This is a genomic window from Gluconobacter oxydans DSM 3504 (genome assembly GCF_000583855.1).
Classification (GTDB): domain Bacteria; phylum Pseudomonadota; class Alphaproteobacteria; order Acetobacterales; family Acetobacteraceae; genus Gluconobacter; species Gluconobacter oxydans.
On record NZ_CP004373.1, the window covers coordinates 63881 to 83032 of the forward strand.

Here is a 19152-nt window from a genome sequence, read left to right on the forward strand (position 1 = left end):
CCTATACCTGCCGTTCCATCGCCTGTCAGCCCGAGGAGCACGGGAAGCGCCCGTTGTCACGATGCCGTCCGAACAGTTCCCGCAGTCTCTTCCATCCCATTCCGACCAAGAACAGCGCAACGAAGCCTGGGACGACCGTCTCGCTCCCCTCTTCGCACCGCTGACGAGCCTGCCCGGCATCGGCCCCCGGCACGCCAGCCTGCTGGAAAAAATCGCGGGCGGCCGCCGCGTGCTGGACCTGCTGTTCACCCTGCCCGAACGGGTGGTTGACCGGCGCATTCTGCGCACAGTCGCGGACGGACACAATCTCGCCCCCGGCGAAATCCTGACAGCGCATGTGCGGGTCCTCTCCCTGCGCAAAGCCGCTCGCCCCGGTCAGCCCTCCATCATCCGCACCGAAGACGACACCGGAAAGCTTGATCTGGTCTTCTTCCAGACACGCAACATGCCCAGCCCGACCGTGGGGACCGAACTTCTCGTCTCCGGCAAGACGGGCAGCTTTCAGGGCGAGCTGACGATGCCACAGCCCGACCATGTCGTGAGCTGGGCCAAACGCGACGGCTTCCCCTCGCTCGAACCCGTCTGGCCCCTGACCGCAGGCCTGTTTCCCTATACGGTCCGCAAGGCCATGCGTGCGGCTCTGGCGCTCCTGCCTGACTTGCCGGAATGGCTGGACCCGTCCCTCGTCACCCAGCGGAAATGGCCTTCCTTCACACAGGCCCTGCGCCTGATGCAGTCCCCCGAGATCATCCCGCCGGAAGTCGCCTGGGAGCCTGTCCGCAACCGCGCCCTGTCCCGCCTTGCCGCCGACGAACTTCTGGCCGACCAGCTCTGTTTCGGTCTTGCCCGCCTCAAGGCCCGTGAGCGGCCCGGACGCAGCTTTCCCGGAACCGGCGAACTTCAGGCGGAGATGCTGCGCCGCTTCGGCCATAAGCCCACCCACGCCCAGACACTGGCCATTGCCGAAATCGCTGCCGATCTTGCGGCCTCAACGCCCATGATGCGTCTGCTTCAGGGCGATGTCGGGGCGGGCAAGACCTTCGTCGCCATGAACGCCATGCTCCAGACTGTCGAGTCCGGTGCGCAGGCCGCTCTGATGGCGCCCACAGAAATCCTCGCCCGCCAGCATTTCGAAACGCTCTCCCGTCTCTGCCCCACGGAATGCGTCTATCTGAGCGGCACCATCAAGGGTGCAGCCCGGCGCAAGACCCTCGCCGCCATCGCGGATGGAACTGCAAAGATTGTCGTCGGCACCCACGCCCTGTTTCAGGACGGCGTGACTTTCCACGACCTCGGCCTTGCCGTCATCGACGAGCAGCACCGATTCGGCGTCCGCCAGCGCATGAATCTGAGCGCCAAGGGCGAAGCGACCGACATTCTCGTCATGACCGCGACCCCCATCCCCCGCACGCTCCAGCTTATGGAGTGGGGCGAAATGAGCGTCAGCCGTCTGGACTCGAAACCGCCGGGGCGACAGCCAATCCGCACGACCCTGCACAGTATGGACTCGCTCGACAGTGTGCTCGCCGGCATCAGTCGTGCCCTGCGCGATGGTGTGCAGGTTTTCTGGGTCTGCCCGCTCATTGAAAACAGCGAGACACAGGCCGCAGCAGCGGCGGAAGAACGATGGGCGTCGCTGGAGCAGCGCTTTGAAGGGCTCGTCGGCCTTGCTCACGGCAAACAGGACATTACCGTCCGTCAGGAGGCGCTGGACACGTTCCGTCTGGGTAAAACACGCCTTCTTGTCGCTACCACCGTCATTGAAGTGGGCGTGGACATCCCGGCGGCTTCGGTCATGGTCATCGAACAGGCCGAGCGCTTCGGTCTGGCCCAGCTTCACCAGCTTCGCGGGCGCGTCGGGCGTGGCTCGAAACAGTCCTTCTGTCTCCTCCTCCATGACCGCGCTGCAACACCAACTGCCGTCCGCCGTCTGAGCCTTCTGCGCGACACGAATGACGGCTTCCTGATCGCCGACGAGGACTACAGAATCCGTGGCGGCGGCGACATCGCGGGAGACAGACAGTCCGGACTTCCCGGCTTCCGTCTGGCGCAGGGCGCGCGTCTCAGCCTGCTGCTGACCGCCATGCAGCAGGACAGCGAGCGTGAAATCGCCCGCAATCCACATCTGGAAGGTCCCCGCGGTCACGCACTCAGACTTCTTCTGGAAATATTTGACCGGAATGATCCGGACAGACTTCTGATTTCCGGTTAGACAGAAAAGTTCATGCGGATATAATGCCGCTACTTGATCAGTAATGCATTCAACTGAATTTCATGGAGTACACGCGTGATGAGCAGTCCTGCCAGAGACGCTCAGAAAGAGACTTCACACGAATACTCTGGCACCTCTTCGGATCGCCGATCCCTGCTTTTTCGTCTGCTTCTGCCCGCGACGGGCGGGTCGGCAGTCGCGTTGCTGGACCTCTCCGCAAGCGGCACCCCGGATATTCTCCATGCCATCGGCCCCCTTCCGCCAGCACTGCAGAAAGCAGCCACAGGAAGGATCATTCTTTCATCGGAACAGAATCGGAATGGCGACACTCCGTTTTCCTGCCCGTTACCCGATGACTTTTCCCTGATCGGATACCCTGTCCCCACCCGTTCGAGTGACGGCAAGTCTGGACTGTTTCTGGTTGCGCTCTGCCCACCGGGCGGACGTCTCTCGGCCACGGCTGGCCGCGCCCTGCAGGACGTCGCAGGCGAGCTTGCCAACGAGACTGCGGATCATCCGGGAAAATCCTCCCTGCCGGACCGCGAGGAAAGCCTCCGCGTCCTGCACCAGTTCATTGAACGGACAGGCAAGCTCTCACGCCGCGCCGTGTTCAGCCTGATCCATCTCAACCTGGATCATCTCTCGCTGATCAACGACCGCTATGGATGGGACACGGCTGACCTGATCCTCGCGGAAATGATCCGCCGCCTCAGAGCCGTTCTGCCGGAAGGCTGTTTCCTCAGCTCGATCGGCGGCGGCCATTTCATGGTCCTGACACCGCCGGGCACCACAGCCGTCACGACCCGTTCCCTGGTCAATGCGATCCTGCAGATCTCAAGCGCGCCCGTGTCGCTGGATATGGGCGCAATTCCGTTCTCGATCTCGGCAGGATGGAGCGTTTATCCGCAGGATGCAGGAGACGCGAACCAGCTGATCCTCGCTGCCCGCGCAGCCCTGACCGAAGCCAATCGCACGGGAGGTGGTCATGAGCGCCGCGCCAATGCGGAACTGACGAACACCTATGCCATCACGTCGAATCTTGAGAAGGATCTGCTCAAGGCGGTCGAAGACGATGCCCTTTTCCTGAAATGGATGCCCATCGTCGATACGGCGTCCCAGAAAATCGTCGGACATGAGGCTCTTCTGCGCTGGACACGCCCGGGCCATGGTGAAGTAGCCCCCAATCTCTTCATCCGCTATGCCGAGGAAGTCGGCATGATCGAGGCACTCGACAGCTGGAGCCTGCGCAATGCCTGCCTGGCCGCTCTGCGCTGGCCGACTCCGCTGCGGGTGTGTGTGAATGTCTCGCCCGTCTGGCTGGTCAATGAACGGCTCGCACCGCTCGTCGATACCGTCCTGACCGAGACCGGCCTTCCGCCCGGAAGACTGCAGGTCGAACTGTCCGAATGCCGTCCTTTCGGTCCTTCCGACATCGCCTTTCGCGAGCTCTCCCGCGTCCGCGCGCTGGGTGTGCGCCTTGCCATCGACGATTTCGGGGCCGGCTATTCCTCACTGGAGAGGCTGCGGATCTATCCGCTGGACCAGATCAAGCTCGACCGTGCCTTCGTCCAGTATCTGGGTGAGGACATGCGTGCCGACGAGATCATGTACGCCATTCTCTCCCTTGCCCGCTCCCTGAACATCACCTGCTGCGCGAAAGGTGTTGAAACCGAACACCAGATGGCGCTGCTCGATGCCAATGGCTGCGAGGAAGTCCAGGGTTACCTGCTGGGAGCCCCGGTCCGGGACAGCCACGTCCCGCATCTCGCCCAGGCATGAAAAAAGGCCGCTTCCCGTAAGGAAAGCGGCCTTTTCAGTCCCCGGTCTGGAAACGTCAGAACTTGACCGAAAGCTTGAGCGATCCGTAGTTGAATAGACCCGCCTTCTGCGTCTCGAACTGTGCCGTCTGCCAGTTCTGGCTGTAGGACAGGCGCACACCGTGCCACATAACAGCCACACCGGCATGGATCTCACCCACATCCCAGACCTTCTCGACGTGAGGCGCATTGGGGCGGACCGTGCTGCCCTGAAGCGTCACGTCATAGCCCACGGCCTGGCCTTCGACCCCGCCGTAGAAATACCAGGCAAAAGGACGGGTCGCGCGGAACGCATCAGTGCCGTCGAGTCCCGGTCCGATCGTCGCATTGCCGAAGTCACTGTCCAGACCCTGACCGATGCGGAACGTCGTCGCTACATCAGCATAGGTTCGGTAATCACCCGCCGCACCCGAGATCGCCGGCAGCACGTCGGCATGAATGCCATAGACATTCAGGACAGGCACGCGCCAGATCCGGCCGGCCTGAACCTGAAAGATCGGCTGATTCGCGAGCTGGTGTGACCAGCCGGTGCTCGGCGTATCGCTGATGGCCTTGTGAAAGCCGTTCTGGACCTGACGCCCGAGTCCCGACGGACCAAGCATGCCGAACTGGATTCCCATTACGGTCCGGGAAAGATCCGTATCGTTGATGAGGTTCACGGTTCCCAGCAGCAGCCCGGCATAAGGGCGGTCACCCTGCGGCGGATTGTCAGCCTGGGTGTCGCGCGGCGTGTCGATGATCTGCTGCAGACCGATGCTGATACGCTGTACGCCATCGCCCATCAGGATATGGTTCAGCTTCGCGATAGGCCGCGGAAGATTGTCCGTTCCCGATGTCCAGTTGATGCGCAGACCGGACGTATAATACTGATCCGACGTCCCTTTCAGCGTGGAAATCGCGTCATTTTCACCCTGGACGGTCCAGGTTCCGTACGGATCCTGCAACGGCGTGGCCATGGCGGTGGAAGACAGCGCCAGCACGGCAGTGGCTCCAATGGAAAAAGTCAGTCGGCTTCGCATGGGCACCTCTGTTACGCGCGGGATCGGGAACCACCAAGTACTGGGAAACGTGTGTATGTCATTTTCACGACCGGAATCAAAGTGTCGACGGGTCTCATCCCAATCTTAAAATTAGCGCGAGTTATGTTTCAGCCCCATATTCCCTGTGGCAGAGAAGGAAAAAAGCGTGCTAGGGATTGCTGCAGGAGAGAAACAGCGTCGTTTTTTTCCAAATTTTTGAAATTACGTCACGGCAGGGTCCGCCCTATCATGACACCCCAGTCTCGGGATTAGACCGTTGAGAAACAACAGAACCGACCGCAGCAGCTTCAACTCACCTCGCCGCGGCGGGTTTGACGACACATACTCGTCCCAGCCGTCCTATGGCGATCGTGGAGGCTTTGGTGGTGGAAATGGTGGTGGCGGCTACGGCGCGCCCCGTCGTAACAGCTTCGTCGCAGCTTCAGGCCCGGAAATCAGCTCCCGCGTGAAGTGGTTCAACACCGAGAAGGGTTTCGGTTTCGTTGAACTGTCCGATGGCTCGGGCGACATCTTCCTGCACGCCAACGCCCTCACCAATGCTGGTGTCAGCAACGTGAACCCGGGCGCGACCGTTGTGGTCCGCATCGGCCAGGGCCCGAAGGGCCGTCAGGTCGCTGAAGTCCTCTCCGTTGACGAGAGCACGGCAGAAGCACCGCGTCCCCGCGCTGCTTTCGGTGATCAGCCCCGCTTCGGTGGTGCACGTCCGGGCCGTCCGGCTCCGGACCTGTCCCGCGCTGAAGACATGCGTGGCACGGTCAAGTGGTACAACGCCACGAAGGGCTTTGGCTTCATCACGCCGGAATCCGGCGGCAAGGACATCTTCGTCCACGCCTCCGCTCTCGAGCGTTCGGGCCTGCCGACGCTTGACGAAGGCCAGACGATCAACGTCAAGGTTGTTCAGGGCCAGAAGGGTCCGGAAGCTGCTGAAATCAGCGCTGACTGAACGACCCGGACTTCGGTCTGAGTAAAAAAGCCGCTGCCAGCTTCTGCTGCAGCGGCTTTTTTCATGTCTGCCTTGCGGCCCAGGCAATAAAAAAGGCCGGAAGAATCCGACCTTTTTTCAATCTTTATCCCCAGAGCAAACCGGCTCAGTAGTCCTTGCCGCTGCTCCGAACCAGTCGCGCCTTGTCCCGCTTCCAGTCACGCTCGGCAATGGCATGCCGCTTGTCTTCCTTGCGGCGTCCCTGACCCAGGCCCAGCGTCACTTTCGCCATGCCACGGGCATTGAAATGAATATCAAGCGGCACCAGACTGGCGCCCGCACGGCTGACAGCACCCAGAAAATGCGCGATCTGCTTGCGGTGCATCAGCAGCTTGCGCGGAGCACGCGGCTCAAACCGGGAGAGAACGCCGCCCTGATATTCCGGAATATAGGAGTTGAAGAGCCAGATCTCGCCGTCCCGCTCGGCAGCATAGGCTTCCGTAATCGTCGCCCGGCCGAGACGCAGGCTTTTCACTTCCGGCCCCTTCAGGACGATTCCGGCTTCGGTCGTTTCCAGAATCGTATAGTCAAACCGACCCTTGCGGTTCTGTGCGGCCATGCCATGGGAAATCATGCCGCTCTTGGTTTTCTTTCCGGCCATAGCTGTGATCAGTCCAGAAGCTCAAGCGAGCGGAGGGCAGCGTCAACGGCCCGACGCGTCTCTTCCTGCGGCTCTACGAGGGGCAGGCGCAGCGTCGCATTGCACAGTCCGAGTCTGGACAGTGCATATTTCACCGGACCGGGATTGCTTTCCATGAACATGGCATCATGGAGCGGCGTCAGGTGATCCTGAATAGCGATTGCATCCTCGATCCGTCCTTCCTGCCATGCCAGATGCATATCCGCGCACAGATGCGGCACGACATTGGACGTCACGCCAATGCAGCCGTCACCACCTGCGGCAAGAAAGGACAGAACGCTGTTATCGTCACCAGAAAGCTGGTTGAACGGCTTGTCCACGGCACGACGCACAGCGATCGGCCGGGCCATATTGGCGGTCGCATCCTTGGTCCCGACGATATTGGGGTGTTCGCCCAGACGCGCCATGGTCGCTATCGAGATGTCTACGACTGACCGGCCCGGGATGCAGTACAGGAACATCGGCAGAGGCGTCGCATCGGCAATCGTCATGAAATGGCGATATAGCCCTTCCTGTGACGGCTTGTTGTAATACGGCACAACCACCAGCAGACTGTCTGCCCCGACGGAATGGGCATGCTTTGCCATGAGAACGGCTTCAGACGTGCTGTTGGAACCCGCACCGGCCATGACGCGCACGCGTCCGTTCGCCGTCTCAACGCAATGCGCCACGACGCGACCATGCTCCTCATGCGACAGCGTCGGGCTTTCGCCTGTCGTACCAGCCGGGATCAGTGCCGTGGTGCCTGCTTCGATCTGACGCTCGATCAGCTTTGCCGAAACGTCGAAATCGATCCGTCCATCCGTATGCATCGGAGTGACCAGAGCCGTCAGCGACCCCTGATACATGCTCGTGTCAGCCATTGTTCCGCCTTCTGTCATGGGCTCTGCCTGTCCTGCCCTCACGCCCGGCGTGAGAGACTGCTTGGGTAAACACCCAGAATTCTCAGATCGTCGCTGACCTGCTCCAGTTCCGCGAGCGCCGCCGCCAGAGGGGCCTGTTCCGGATGTCCCTCGACATCCATCAGGAACTGCGTCGCTGCAAACGAGCCGTCCAGCATGTAGCTTTCGATCCGCGTCATGTTGATACCATGCCGGGAAAATCCACCCAATGCCGCATAGAGCGCCCCCGGGCAGTTCCCGACCCGCATCAGCAGCGTCGTCAGCACATCTGTGCGCTCGGGCGAGGGAATGCAAGGCTTGCGGGCCACACGATAAAAGCGCGTCGTGTTGTGCGAAGCGTCCTCGACATTGCTCCGAAGCACCGTCAGTCCGTTCAGCTCGGCCGCCAGGGAAGACGCAATCGCCGCATCTTCCTTCCGTCCCCACTGCGCCACCATCTCGGCCGCACCGGCGGTATCGAACTGCGTTACTGGCTCCACACCCAGTTCACTGATCAGTTTGCGAACCTGTCCCAATGCAACGGGATGTGTGTGAATCCGGCGGACATCTTCGATCTTCGCACCCGGCACGCCCAGAAGGCAGTGCTCGACGCGCTGGAAATATTCCCCGACGATGTGAAGCCCGGCGTCCGGCAGAAGCGAATGAATGTCCGGCACACGCCCGGCCAGCGTATTTTCACACGCCAGAAGCGCTTCGTCCGCCCGACCGTCATGCACGGCGTCGATCGCATCGGCAAATGTCGGACAGGGCAGCGTGGTCCAGCCCGGACGCGCCTGACGGCAGGCCAGATCGGAATAGGCGCCGGGACGGCCCTGAAATGCAATAACCGGCATCAGACCAATCCTCTCACATGCTCAAGATCAGCAGGCGTATCCACGCCCTGAGGCGCGTGGTCAATCCTCGCACAGCCGATCGTCATGCCGGCTTCAAGCGCCCGCAGCTGTTCCAGACTTTCCCGACGCTCCAGCGCGGAGGGCGGCAGCGTCACGAAACGCTCCAGCGCCGCACGACGCCAGGCATAGATCCCGACATGATGCCAGTGCGGCCCCTCGCCCCACGGAATGGGCAGACGGGAGAAATACAGCGCACGCGCCACATCCGTCTCGCCAAACGCGCAGGCAATCTTCACAACCTGTGAGGCCTCGCGCTCAACGTCGCTGGTCACGGAGGCCGCCAGGGTTCCAATATCGAAAGCAGGATTTTCCAGCGGTTTCAGGACTGCAATCAGACTGGACGGCTCGATCAGGGGCAGATCCCCCTGAAGATTGATGACAACATCATGTACCCCATCGGGATCGACCTGCGCGAGGGCGGCATGAACACGGTCGGACCCACTGGCCAGACCCGAGTCGGTCAGCACTCCCCGAACGCCGGGAATATCCGCGATGGCTTCAAGGATTTCCCGATCCCCCGCCGCCACGACAACCGGGCCGGCCTTCGCGGCCAGGGCACGCCGGACCACCCGGACGATCATGGGCACGCCACCAATGTCAGCGAGGGGCTTGCGCGGCAGGCGGGTCGAAGCAAGTCTGGAGGGGATAACGATGATCGGATGCATGGCCCCTCTGATGCCGCCCCCCAGAACGGGCGTCAATCTCATGCCACGCTCCTGGGACGGGAATAGACGAAAATCATGAGTGAAACGGTTCTGCAGACCGCCATTGAAGCCGCCACGGCCTGCGCCGACATCGCCCGCAGGACCGTCCTGCCCCATTTCCGGACGTCCCTTCGTGCCGACGCCAAATCCGACGACAGCCCCGTCACCATCGCGGACCGTCAGGCCGAACAGGCCATGCGCAGCATTCTCGAAGAACGCCTTCCGGAGCACGCCATCCTTGGCGAGGAAAACGGCATAAGCGGCGCCAGCAGCGACTGGCTCTGGGTTCTCGATCCCATTGATGGCACCCGCGCTTTCCTGACCGGCCGCCCCACTTTCGGGACGCTCATTGCACTCTTTCACAAGGGCCGCCCCGTCCTCGGGCTGATTGACCAGCCCGTTACAGGGGAGCGCTGGCTCGGCGTTACGGGGAGACCAACCACCTTCCTGTCCGACCGCCTGCCCGGCACCATCGGCACGCGCCGCTGCCCGGAAGCGGCGGAAGCTGAACTGTCCTGCACGGCCCCAGAAATCATGACAGACGCGCATGCCCCGCGTTTTGCCAACCTGAAAAAACATACCCGGCGCACGTCATGGGGTGGAGACTGCTACGCGTACGGACTGCTTGCCCTGGGCCAGATCGACGTCATTGCCGAATGCACCATGAAGCCCTGGGACTGGGGCGCGCTCGTTCCCGTAGTGGAAGGCGCGGGTGGCTGCATCACGGACTGGCAGGGGAAGCCTCTTACGCTCGAAAGCGACGGCACCGTTCTGGCCTGCGGAGACGCAACCCTGCTTCCCGAACTCGTCCGCCACCTTTCCTGAATCCCGCCAATCGGCTAGGGAGAGGACCCCGGCGAACGTGGCGGCAGACATGAGCCGGGACCGGTCTGGTCACGGCCAGACCTGATGGAAGCAGTTTGAATTGAAACCGGAGCCTTCCGGTTCATGACCGGGACGGATTTATGGAAACGCAGTTCTCTCTCCCCAAGAACAAGATCCGCATTCTTCTTCTGGAAGGCATTCACGAAAGCGCCGCAGCCCATTTCGCCGCAGAGGGCTACACCGAAGTGACGCGCGTCAAGGGCGCACTCGAAGGTGATGCGCTGAAGGAAGCCCTTCAGGGTGTGCACATGGTCGGCATCCGCAGCCGGACGCAGCTGACCCGCGAAGTCCTCGAAGGCGCAGACCGCCTCATGGCCATTGGCTGCTTCTGCATTGGCACGAACCAGGTCGATCTGAACGCCGCACGCATGCTCGGCATTCCCGTCTTCAATGCACCGTTCAGCAACACCCGTTCCGTGGCTGAACTGGTCATGGGCGAGATCGTCATGCTCCTCCGCCGCATTCCATCGCGTTCGGAAGCCTGCCACAAAGGCGGCTGGGACAAGTCCGCCACCAACGCCTGGGAAGTCCGCGGCAAAACGCTCGGCATTGTCGGCTATGGCTCCATCGGCTCCCAGCTTTCGGTCCTGGCCGAGGCATTCGGCATGCGCGTGCTGTATTTCGACGTGATGCCGCGCCTGCCGCATGGCAATGCCATCGCCGTGTCCACCCTGCATGACCTGCTCGCACAGTCCGACATCGTCAGCCTCCATGTTCCGCAGACACCGGAGACCGATCTGCTGATCGGAGAGACGGAAATCCGGGCCATGAAGCCCAATTCCATCCTGCTCAACAACGCGCGCGGCAACGTCGTGGACCTTGAGGCCCTCGCAGCTGCGCTGAAGGACGGACACCTGATGGGCGCGGGCGTGGACGTGTTCCCGGTCGAACCCAAGAAAGCCGGCGAAGAGTTCAAAACGCCGCTTCAGGGCCTCGAGAACGTCATCCTCACCCCGCATATCGGCGGCTCCACGATGGAAGCGCAGGAGCGCATCGGCGTCGAAGTCGCCCGTAAGCTGGTCGATTATTCCGACGTCGGCTCCACGATCGGATCCGTCAATTTTCCCAGCGTCCAGCTCCCCGAGCGTCCCCGGGGCACGCGCTTCATGCATGTCCATGCCAACCGGCCGGGCATCATGCGCCAGATCAATGACCTGTTCGCCTCGCAGAACTGCAACGTAACGGCCCAGTACCTCCAGACGGATGGCGAAGTCGGCTACGTCGTTGTCGAAGCCGAGTCGGAAGGCCCTGACATGGACACGAAGCTGCTGGACGGCCTCAAGGCCCTCGATGGCACACTGCGTGCCCGCCTGCTGTACCAGCGCGCCTGATACTCTTGCCGTTAACCAACGGTAAATAATTTCGGGCTAGGATTTGTCTCATGACGAGTCCCAGCCCGCATACACCTGCCCTCGCCCGCATCCAGAGCTTCGCCTTCTCGGGTATCGAAGCCGTTCCGGTCACGGTCGAGGTCCAGGTCTCCAGCGGCCTGCCCGCATTTCTCGTTGTGGGACTGGCGGACAAATCTGTCGGCGAAGCCCGCGAACGTGTCCGCGCTGCCCTGACAGCCATGGGACTGGCGCTTCCGCCCAAACGCATCCTCGTCAATCTCGTGCCGGCCGACCTTCTCAAGGAAGGCGCACATTTCGATCTTCCCATAGCCCTTGGCCTGCTCTGCGCCATGGGGATTCTGTCATTTGAAGCCGTTTCGGCCTATGCGGCTGTGGGTGAACTGTCGCTGGACGGACGCATCAATCCCGTCGCAGGCGTTCTGTCCGCTGCCATTGGGGCCGTCCAGGATGAGCTCGGACTGATCTGTCCGGCAGCCCAGGCGCTTGAAGCACGCTGGGGCAATGACAGCACGGATGTTCTCGGCGCCCCCACACTCGCAGCCCTTGTTTCCCATTTTCAAGGACAGCAGATCCTGTCGCCGGCCCCGCTCCCGACCGAACATGTCATTGAGTACGGGCCCGATCTTGCGGACGTCAAAGGGATGGCAATCGGACGGCGCGCTCTGGAAATTGCCGCTGCCGGGGCTCATTCGATGCTCATGAGTGGACCGCCGGGTGCTGGAAAATCCATGCTCGCCAGCCGGCTGCCCGGAATTCTACCCAACCTGACACGGGAAGAAGCGCTGGAGACCAGCCGGATCCACAGCGTCTCCGGCATTCTGCAGAACGGCAGACTGGTTGTCCGACCGCCCTATCGTGCCCCGCATCACAGCGCGAGCCTTCCGGCCATCGTCGGTGGGGGTGCAAAAGCGCGGCCCGGCGAAGTCAGCCTTGCCAATAATGGCGTGCTGTTTCTCGACGAGCTGCCTGAATTTTCACGATCCTGTCTGGAATCCCTGCGCCAGCCGATTGAAACCGGCAGCATTTCCATCGTCCGTGCGGCCCATCACACGACCTATCCGGCCCGTTTCCAGTTCATCGGCGCCATGAATCCCTGCCGTTGCGGCTATCTGGGTGACCCGGAACGGAGCTGTCGCAAGGCTCCCCGCTGCGGCGAGGACTACACGGCCAAGATTTCCGGCCCGATGCTTGATCGGATGGATCTGTGCGTGCAGATCGAGCCGTTATCTCCCATCGACATCAGCCGCGCGCCGAAAGGAGAGAGCAGCGCCAAGGTTCGTGCTCGCGTGGAAATTGCCCGCCAACGCCAAATCGACCGTCAGGACGTTCCCAACTCGCAGGTCTCTCCGGACCAACTCGATATGGACGACGATGCCCGCTCTCTCGCCGAACAGGCCGCTGAAAAACTGCGCCTGTCCAATCGGGGCATCACCCGCCTGATCCGCGTCTCCCGCACCATCGCGGATCTGGAAGGCACCCAGAGCATCCAGCGCCATCACGTCGCTGAAGCCCTGACTTTTCGTCGCCGTTAAGGTTCAGAACTGAAGGCTGTCCAGACCTCGTGCCAAATCGGTCTTCAGATCCTCGACGTCTTCCAGCCCGATATGCAGACGGAATGTCGCGGATGTCGGACCACCCTCACCCGTCACGCGCCGGATATGCCCCGTGGTCGGCAGGACCAGACTTTCATACCCACCCCAGGAGGCTCCGATCCCGAACATCCCAAGCCCGTCGATCATCCGCTCGGCGGCCTCAACGGAAATTTCTGGCTGAAGCTCCACCCCGAACAGGCCGCACGCTCCGGTAAAGTCGCGCTTCCAGAACTCATGCCCCGGACAGTCTTCCAGCGCGGGATGCAGGACCCGTGCGACCTCGGGCCGCGTCTTGAGCCACTGCGCGATTTCCAGTGCCGAACGGGACTGATGCGCCAGCCGCACACCCATCGTCCGCAGACCCCGCAGCGTCAGCCAGCAGTCATCCGGCCCGGCGCACAGTCCAAGCTGGATTGCGGCATCCCTTAGCGTTTTCCAGTGCGCTTCATCATTGACCGTGACCGACCCCATAATGACGTCAGAATGCCCGGCGGGATATTTCGACAGGGCCTGGATCGACACGTCCACACCATGAGTGAAGGGCTGAAAGACGCCGATCCCCCAGGTGTTGTCCAGCATCAGGAGCGCTCCGGCCTCATGCGCGATTCCGGCCAGCATAGGTACGTCCTGCACCTCGAAAGTGTGACTGCCGGGACTTTCCGCAAACAGCACCTTCGTCTCCGGTCGCATGAGCGCCAGAACTTCGTCTCGCGATGCCGTGGGCGGATAATAGGTCGTCGTCACGCCCATGCGCTGGAGCATGGTTCCTGCAAAGCGCCGCGTCGGTCCGTAAACCGAATCGGGCAGCAGAAGATGGTCTCCACAACCCAGAAACGCCAGAAGCGGCAATGCGCAGGCAGCGAGCCCTGAGCCGACAACCTGTGTATGGGTTCCGCCCTCGATCCGGCTGAGCATTTCCTCAAGCTGGTGCTGGATCGGCGATCCCATGGCCCCGTAGACCACCTTGTGGGCATGGCTGCGACCATCCGTCCGGTTCATGGCTTCCAGCGACGGGAACAGGACCGTCGATCCGCGGCTCACCGGCGCATTCACGAATGTTCCCGATTCCGGAAGCTCGTGTGGACGTCCCTCGCGCACCAGCATGGAGGCCATCCGGCTCCACCCCGCGCTGACCTGCTTTTCCAGATCGCTCATGCTCATCCCTCTCCCGTCACAACCGGGGCATCGGGGTCACTGCCCCATTCCGCCCAGGATCCATCATACAAAGCCGCATCGCCATATCCCGCGATGGCGATAGCCGCCACAATTGTCGCGGCTGTCAGCCCGGAACCGCAGGTTGCGATCACCGATCGCCCCGCTGCCGCACTCAGAATCTGCTTCAGTTCGGGAGCCGGCAGAAAACAGCCGCTTTCATCCACAAGACGCGTCCAGTCCATGCTCATTGCGCCGGGCATGTGGCCGCTCCGCACCCCGGGACGCGGCTCCGGAACTGTCGCCGCAAACCGTCCTGCACTTCGGGCATCGAGAACGAGACTGCCCTCCCGCTCCAGCGCAAGCCGCACATCCTCCGAACCCGCCAGAAGCCCGTAGCGGGGACGGGGCTGGAAAAGGACTGGCTCCTTTGCGGACGGAGCACCTGCTTCCACCGGACCGCCTGCCTTCAGCCAGGCCTCCAGTCCACCCTCGAGTATCCGTGCGTTCCGGTGGCCGAACAGCCGCGCAAGCCACCAGCCTCGGCACGCGCCCACACTCCCGCGCCCGTCATAAAACACGACCGGCACATCCTCGCTTACTCCAAGCGCCCCCATCAGCCTCGCAAACCGCGCGGCACCCGGAACCGTGTGCGGAAGCGGGCTATCCGGGTCCGCAAAGACATCAATATCGAATCGCTGTGCATCGGGCAGATGGCGCTGGGCAAACGCGGCGTCGGGGTCGCCTTTCTGCCCCGGCAAAAGCACGCTGGCATCAAGGGGAATGAACCGGCCAACCTCGGAGATCAGGGTCGCGGCATCAACAAGTGGCGAGATCGTCATACCCGCACCATAGGTCGAGGGATGCGTCCGACGCCAGAGCGTGCCAATGTGTCACTCCATGAACACGCAGCCCACAGAGTCATGCCGGTCCGTTCTCCCGTCCGGCTCCAGTCAGGAGAGCGGCACCGCATGACGACCGAGCGGATTCTCCTTGGCCTCATCCTGGCCGGAATTGCCTATGGATGCGGCATCATCCTGTGGCCTTTCCTCTCGGCCATCCTGTGGGCTGCAATCCTCGCCTTCACGACCTGGCCCATCTACCGCCGCATGCGTCGGCATGTCCGCCCTGCGCTGGCGGCTCTCGCCATGATGGCATTGAGCGCGCTCTTTATCGTTGTCCCTCTGGCTGTCCTGACCAGCGCGGGCATCAGCGATATCCCCGGCACGATCTCGGAAATCGACACCCTGATCCTGCATGTCACCAGCGCGAACCCACCTCCCGCCTGGCTGAACCGTATTCCGATGGCCGGTCCTCATCTCGTGAATGCCTGGCATCATTTCAGCCATGACGTCGGCGCCTTCGCGACCGAGGTTCTGCGCCCCTATGCCGGGCAGATCGCCCATCTGACGCTGACGGTCCTGCTGCGTCTGGCAGGCGGCCTCGCCGAACTGGTCATGGCGCTGTTCGTGGCGTTCTTCCTGTGGCTCAACGGCGATACACTCGGCAACACCATCACGGCCCTGATCGACCGCATCGCCGGCCCCCACACCACGCCGCGCCTCATCAATATCATCGGCCGCACAGTCCGAGGCACGGTTTACGGCATCCTTGGCACTGCCCTGATCCAGGGCGTCCTTACAGGGATCGGCCTCATGCTGGCGGGCGTGCCCTCTCCCGTTCTGCTGGCCGGTATTACCGCCTTCGTGGCCGTCTTTCCCATCGGCGCTCCGCTCGTCTGGGTCCCGGCTGCAATCTGGCTGGGCATGACCCATCATTTCGGGCACGGACTGTTCCTGGCCATCTACGGCATCCTGATCATCTCGGGTGCCGATCACGTCATCCGCCCGGCCTTCATCGCCCGCGGTGCCCAACTGCCCTATCTGCTGACCGTCCTGGGCGTTCTCGGCGGCATCGTGACCTTTGGCGGCGTAGGCATCTTCCTCGGGCCCGTCCTGCTGGCTGTTGGCTATACCCTGACCAGCGAGTTCGCCGCCGGCCCCCATCATCGCGAACGCAATCCCCTCTATCTGCCGGAGCCTCCGAAATGACGACGTCCCTTCAGTCCGGAGCCTCTTTCAAGATCCTGAGCTGGAACCTTTACCGCTGGGAAGGCGCGTCCCTCGAAGACGTCCTGACAGTTATCCGTGCGGAAGATCCCGATATCGTCGTCATGCAGGAAGCGCAGACAGCGGTGGACGAACTTCCCGAGATCCTCGGCGGCTATTATGACCGCATCCCACTTCCCGGGCGCCCACATGGAACAGCCTGCTGGAGCCGCCTGCCGTTTACGCGCCCTCCCTCATTCTGCCGCCTGCCGCGTGGTCTGCTGGTCAAGCGCACAGCCCAGCTCATCGATTTCGGCAGCTTCTCGCTCGCCAACGTGCATTTGTCCCACGGTCAGATCCTCAACCGGCGCCAGCTTCGCAGCATCAGCGCCAACATGCGCCACCGCGCCGTCATCATGGGTGATTTCAACCTTGTCGGTCCCGTCCTGCTTCCGGGCTTTCTGGATGTCGGACCCAAGGAAAAGACCCACCGGATGCTGAACCATGTTCCGCTCAGGCTGGACCGCTGTCTCGTACGGGGCCTGTCCCGCTTGGAAGCGCGTGCCCTGCCGCGCTTCGGCTCCGATCACCGCCCCATCTCCGTCACGCTGCGACTGGGCGCGTAAGACCCTTACAGATAGGGCAACAGCAGCCTGATCGCCGAATTGCGCATCCGGATCAGGAACGGCAGGCTGTCCAGATCATGATGCGTCAGCCTGTTGCGGCGATGCGTCTGCATGAAGGTGGACAGATCCTTCGCCACGCCGGTGTCATAGATTTCCAGATTGATCTCGAAGTTCAGCCGCAGGGAGCGCATGTCGATATTGGCACTCCCCACAAAGCTCCATTCATCATCCACGACCATCAGCTTGGAATGATTGAACGGCGGATCGGCCATCCACACCCGGCAACCCGCATCCAGAAATGGCCGCAGATTGGCATCCCGCGCATGGTCGATCAGCGCGTGATTACTGCTTTTAGGCACGACGATATCGATCACCACGCCTCGCAAGGCCGCAAGAATAAGCTCCGTCGAGAAGCGGTCATCCGGCAGGAAGTATGGCGTCATGACCCAGATATGACTCCGGGCCAGCGCAAAAGCCTGCAACATCCCGTATTCGATCTTTTCCAGATCCGTATCCGGCCCGGACGTCACGATGCGCATCGGCACATCCCCCACCGGGGACGGTTCGGGCAGATAACGCTCGCCTTCGAGTTCCTCACCCGTCGTGAACGACCAGTCCCAGGCAAACGCCACGGCAAGCTGATGCACGATCGGCCCCTGAAGGCGGAAATGCGTATCCGCCACCGGCAGCTTCGTCCGCAGCCGGAGCATGTTCTCCTCGCCGATGTTCAGACCGCCCATGAAGCCGATGGTCCCGTCCACCACGAGGATCTTGCGGTGATTGCGCAGATTGATGAACGGCATGCGCCAGGGCCAGACCGAGTGCATGAACCGTGCGCAGGCCACCCCCTCACGCCGCAGCCGGCGCTCGATACCGCAGCGGAAATATCCGCTCCCGATCCCGTCCACCAGAACCCGGACCTCGACCCCGCGCTGCTTTGCCGCCACCAGAGCCTCGGCAAAACGCTGCCCCACCTCATCATCGCGGAAAATATAGGAGCACAGGATGACCGATTTTTTGGCCTGACCGATTGCCTCCAGCATGACCGGATAGGCATTGTCCCCATCATGAAGGCAGGTGATCGAATTGCCCCGCATCAGGGGCCGTTCCGTCAGACGCCCCAGCATCTTTGAAAGCGGCGCCAGATCGCCATCCACGGTCTGGCGGTACTGCGCCAGTGGGTCGCGCCCTTCCCACAGATGCCGGTTGACCATTTTCTGCGCCCGGCGCCGGACACGGTTAATCCCGAACATCAGATACAGCACCGTCCCCAGAACGGGCGCAATCCAGCAGATGCCGATCCAGCCCGTGCAGGACGCCGTATCGCGCTTGTGCACCAGCGCATGGACCGTGACGAGCAGGGGCAGCGTCCAGCGCAGGATCTGCATGAGAAGGTGGAAAACGGTCCAGTGCGTCATAAATCTCCCTGCGGCGGACATCCTGTGCTGCAAACAGCACATCAGCCCCCGGATCTTCTTCCGTCATCCTTTCGCAAAGATGGAGGATGCGCCAGCCCCCGTCCTTGCGATAGGATCATCTTCCGGCCCCGTCTTTCGAAAAAGGAGAGCGTTCCATGCAGCATCGCCCACAGCTCTTCTACACGACGGCTCCGGCCCCGTGCCCCTACCTGCCCGACCGGACCGAACGCAAGGTCCTAACCGAACTCGCGGGCCCTGACGCCGTAGCCCTGCACAACCGCCTGTCCCAGGCCGGCTTCCGCCGCAGCCATGCGATCGCCTACGCGCCCGTCTGCGTCGGCTGCCGCGCCTGCACCCCCATGCGCATCCCGGCCGCGACCTTCGCCCCGACCCGCACCCAGAAGAAAATCCGCAGCCGCCACGCAGACCTCGTGGTGAACATCGTCCCGCCGGTCCCCACCGACGAGCAGTTCCGCCTGTTCGAAATGTATCAGGCCGTCCGCCATCCCGATGGTGACATGGCCCACATGTGCTGGCGCGACTACGCGGAACTGATCGCCAATACGCCGGTCGAGACCTTTCTGGCCGAATTCCGGCGCCCGGATGGCACGCTCGTCTGCGTCAGCCTGATCGATCGTCTGTCGGACGGACTGTCCGCCGTCTATACGTTCTATGACGTCAACGACCTGACGGCCTCATGGGGCACGTTCTCGATCCTGTGGCTGATCGAAGAGACCGCCCGCATGGGGCTGGAACATCTCTATCTAGGCTATTACGTCCCCGGCAGCCCGAAGATGGCCTACAAGGCCGCCTTCGGCCCCGCTGAAGTCTTCCGGGACGGCCAATGGAGCCTGCTGGCGGCATTATCCCCCGCCTGAATGGGGGATGA

17 protein-coding genes are annotated in these 19152 nt (G+C 62.3%); 9 read left to right on the forward strand and 8 right to left on the reverse strand.

What is annotated here, in order from left to right; genetic code table 11:
* Positions 1 to 61: 61 nt before the first annotated feature.
* Both recG and GLS_RS00285 read left to right on the forward strand, forming a co-directional pair.
* Positions 62 to 2212: an ATP-dependent DNA helicase RecG gene (recG, locus tag GLS_RS00280; protein ID WP_041110458.1), complete on the forward strand. Its 2151-nt coding sequence runs from the start codon at positions 62 to 64 to the stop codon at positions 2210 to 2212.
* A gap of 78 nt (positions 2213 to 2290) precedes the next feature.
* The gene (locus tag GLS_RS00285; protein ID WP_041110460.1) at positions 2291 to 3991 is read left to right on the forward strand and encodes a putative bifunctional diguanylate cyclase/phosphodiesterase; all 1701 of its coding nucleotides are present in this window, start codon (positions 2291 to 2293) and stop codon (positions 3989 to 3991) included.
* A 55-nt stretch (positions 3992 to 4046) separates the two neighbouring features.
* Here GLS_RS00285 and GLS_RS00290 read toward each other — a convergent pair whose 3' ends face one another.
* Positions 4047 to 5048 carry a lipid A deacylase LpxR family protein gene (locus tag GLS_RS00290; protein ID WP_024717299.1) on the reverse strand — a complete coding sequence of 334 codons (1002 nt, stop codon included), beginning with the start codon at positions 5046 to 5048 and terminating at the stop codon, positions 4047 to 4049.
* Between the two features lie 277 nt (positions 5049 to 5325).
* Here GLS_RS00290 and GLS_RS13600 point away from each other — a divergent pair, with 277 nt between their 5' ends.
* On the forward strand, positions 5326 to 6012 hold the full coding sequence (locus GLS_RS13600) for a cold-shock protein (RefSeq protein ID WP_011251660.1): 687 nt from the start codon (positions 5326 to 5328) through the stop codon (positions 6010 to 6012).
* 145 nt (positions 6013 to 6157) lie between these two features.
* Here the strand turns inward: GLS_RS13600 and smpB are convergent, their stop codons facing one another.
* Genes smpB through GLS_RS00315 form a run of 4 tightly spaced genes read right to left on the reverse strand, consistent with a single transcriptional unit; the run spans position 6158 to position 9151 of the window.
* Entirely contained in the window at positions 6158 to 6652 is a 495-nt protein-coding gene (gene smpB, locus GLS_RS00300; protein WP_011251661.1) for an SsrA-binding protein SmpB, read from the reverse strand.
* Between the two features lie 8 nt (positions 6653 to 6660).
* On the reverse strand, positions 6661 to 7554 hold the full coding sequence (gene dapA / locus GLS_RS00305) for a 4-hydroxy-tetrahydrodipicolinate synthase (RefSeq protein ID WP_041110462.1): 894 nt from the start codon (positions 7552 to 7554) through the stop codon (positions 6661 to 6663).
* A 38-nt stretch (positions 7555 to 7592) separates the two neighbouring features.
* A complete protein-coding gene (locus GLS_RS00310) occupies positions 7593 to 8426 on the reverse strand; it encodes a prephenate dehydratase (protein ID WP_041110464.1) in 834 nt (277 codons plus the stop codon).
* Positions 8426 to 9151 (reverse strand): 3-deoxy-manno-octulosonate cytidylyltransferase, encoded by a 726-nt coding sequence (locus GLS_RS00315; RefSeq protein ID WP_052327596.1) that lies wholly within the window; start codon positions 9149 to 9151, stop codon positions 8426 to 8428. Before GLS_RS00315 ends, GLS_RS00310 begins: the two co-directional genes overlap by 1 nt.
* Positions 9152 to 9226: 75 nt before the next feature.
* Here GLS_RS00315 and GLS_RS00320 point away from each other — a divergent pair, with 75 nt between their 5' ends.
* From GLS_RS00320 to GLS_RS00330, 3 genes are all read left to right on the forward strand, one after another.
* Entirely contained in the window at positions 9227 to 10015 is a 789-nt protein-coding gene (locus GLS_RS00320; protein ID WP_041110467.1) for an inositol monophosphatase family protein, read from the forward strand.
* Between the two features lie 140 nt (positions 10016 to 10155).
* The gene (serA, locus tag GLS_RS00325; RefSeq protein ID WP_041110469.1) at positions 10156 to 11406 is read left to right on the forward strand and encodes a phosphoglycerate dehydrogenase; all 1251 of its coding nucleotides are present in this window, start codon (positions 10156 to 10158) and stop codon (positions 11404 to 11406) included.
* A gap of 50 nt (positions 11407 to 11456) precedes the next feature.
* On the forward strand, positions 11457 to 12959 hold the full coding sequence (locus GLS_RS00330) for a YifB family Mg chelatase-like AAA ATPase (RefSeq protein ID WP_041110471.1): 1503 nt from the start codon (positions 11457 to 11459) through the stop codon (positions 12957 to 12959).
* Positions 12960 to 12962: 3 nt separating this feature from the next.
* Here the strand turns inward: GLS_RS00330 and metC are convergent, their stop codons facing one another.
* Together metC and GLS_RS00340 are read right to left on the reverse strand one after the other, a co-directional pair.
* Positions 12963 to 14174, reverse strand: coding sequence for a cystathionine beta-lyase (metC, locus tag GLS_RS00335; RefSeq protein WP_041110473.1), 1212 nt, complete (start codon positions 14172 to 14174; stop codon positions 12963 to 12965).
* 2 nt (positions 14175 to 14176) lie between these two features.
* Complete coding sequence (locus GLS_RS00340) at positions 14177 to 15013, reverse strand: sulfurtransferase (RefSeq protein WP_052327395.1); 837 nt, start codon at positions 15011 to 15013, stop codon at positions 14177 to 14179.
* 129 nt (positions 15014 to 15142) lie between these two features.
* Here GLS_RS00340 and GLS_RS00345 point away from each other — a divergent pair, with 129 nt between their 5' ends.
* Both GLS_RS00345 and GLS_RS00350 read left to right on the forward strand, forming a co-directional pair.
* The gene (locus GLS_RS00345) at positions 15143 to 16222 is read left to right on the forward strand and encodes an AI-2E family transporter (protein WP_011251670.1); all 1080 of its coding nucleotides are present in this window, start codon (positions 15143 to 15145) and stop codon (positions 16220 to 16222) included.
* A complete protein-coding gene (locus tag GLS_RS00350) occupies positions 16219 to 16845 on the forward strand; it encodes an endonuclease/exonuclease/phosphatase family protein (RefSeq protein ID WP_011251671.1) in 627 nt (208 codons plus the stop codon). Before GLS_RS00345 ends, GLS_RS00350 begins: the two co-directional genes overlap by 4 nt.
* A 5-nt stretch (positions 16846 to 16850) precedes the next feature.
* Here the strand turns inward: GLS_RS00350 and cls are convergent, their stop codons facing one another.
* A complete protein-coding gene (gene cls, locus GLS_RS00355) occupies positions 16851 to 18263 on the reverse strand; it encodes a cardiolipin synthase (RefSeq protein ID WP_041110476.1) in 1413 nt (470 codons plus the stop codon).
* A 155-nt stretch (positions 18264 to 18418) separates the two neighbouring features.
* On the opposite strand from cls, the gene GLS_RS00360 reads away from it, so the two are divergent.
* Positions 18419 to 19141 carry an arginyltransferase gene (locus GLS_RS00360; RefSeq protein WP_041110478.1) on the forward strand — a complete coding sequence of 241 codons (723 nt, stop codon included), beginning with the start codon at positions 18419 to 18421 and terminating at the stop codon, positions 19139 to 19141.
* The last annotated feature ends 11 nt before the right edge of the window (positions 19142 to 19152 follow it).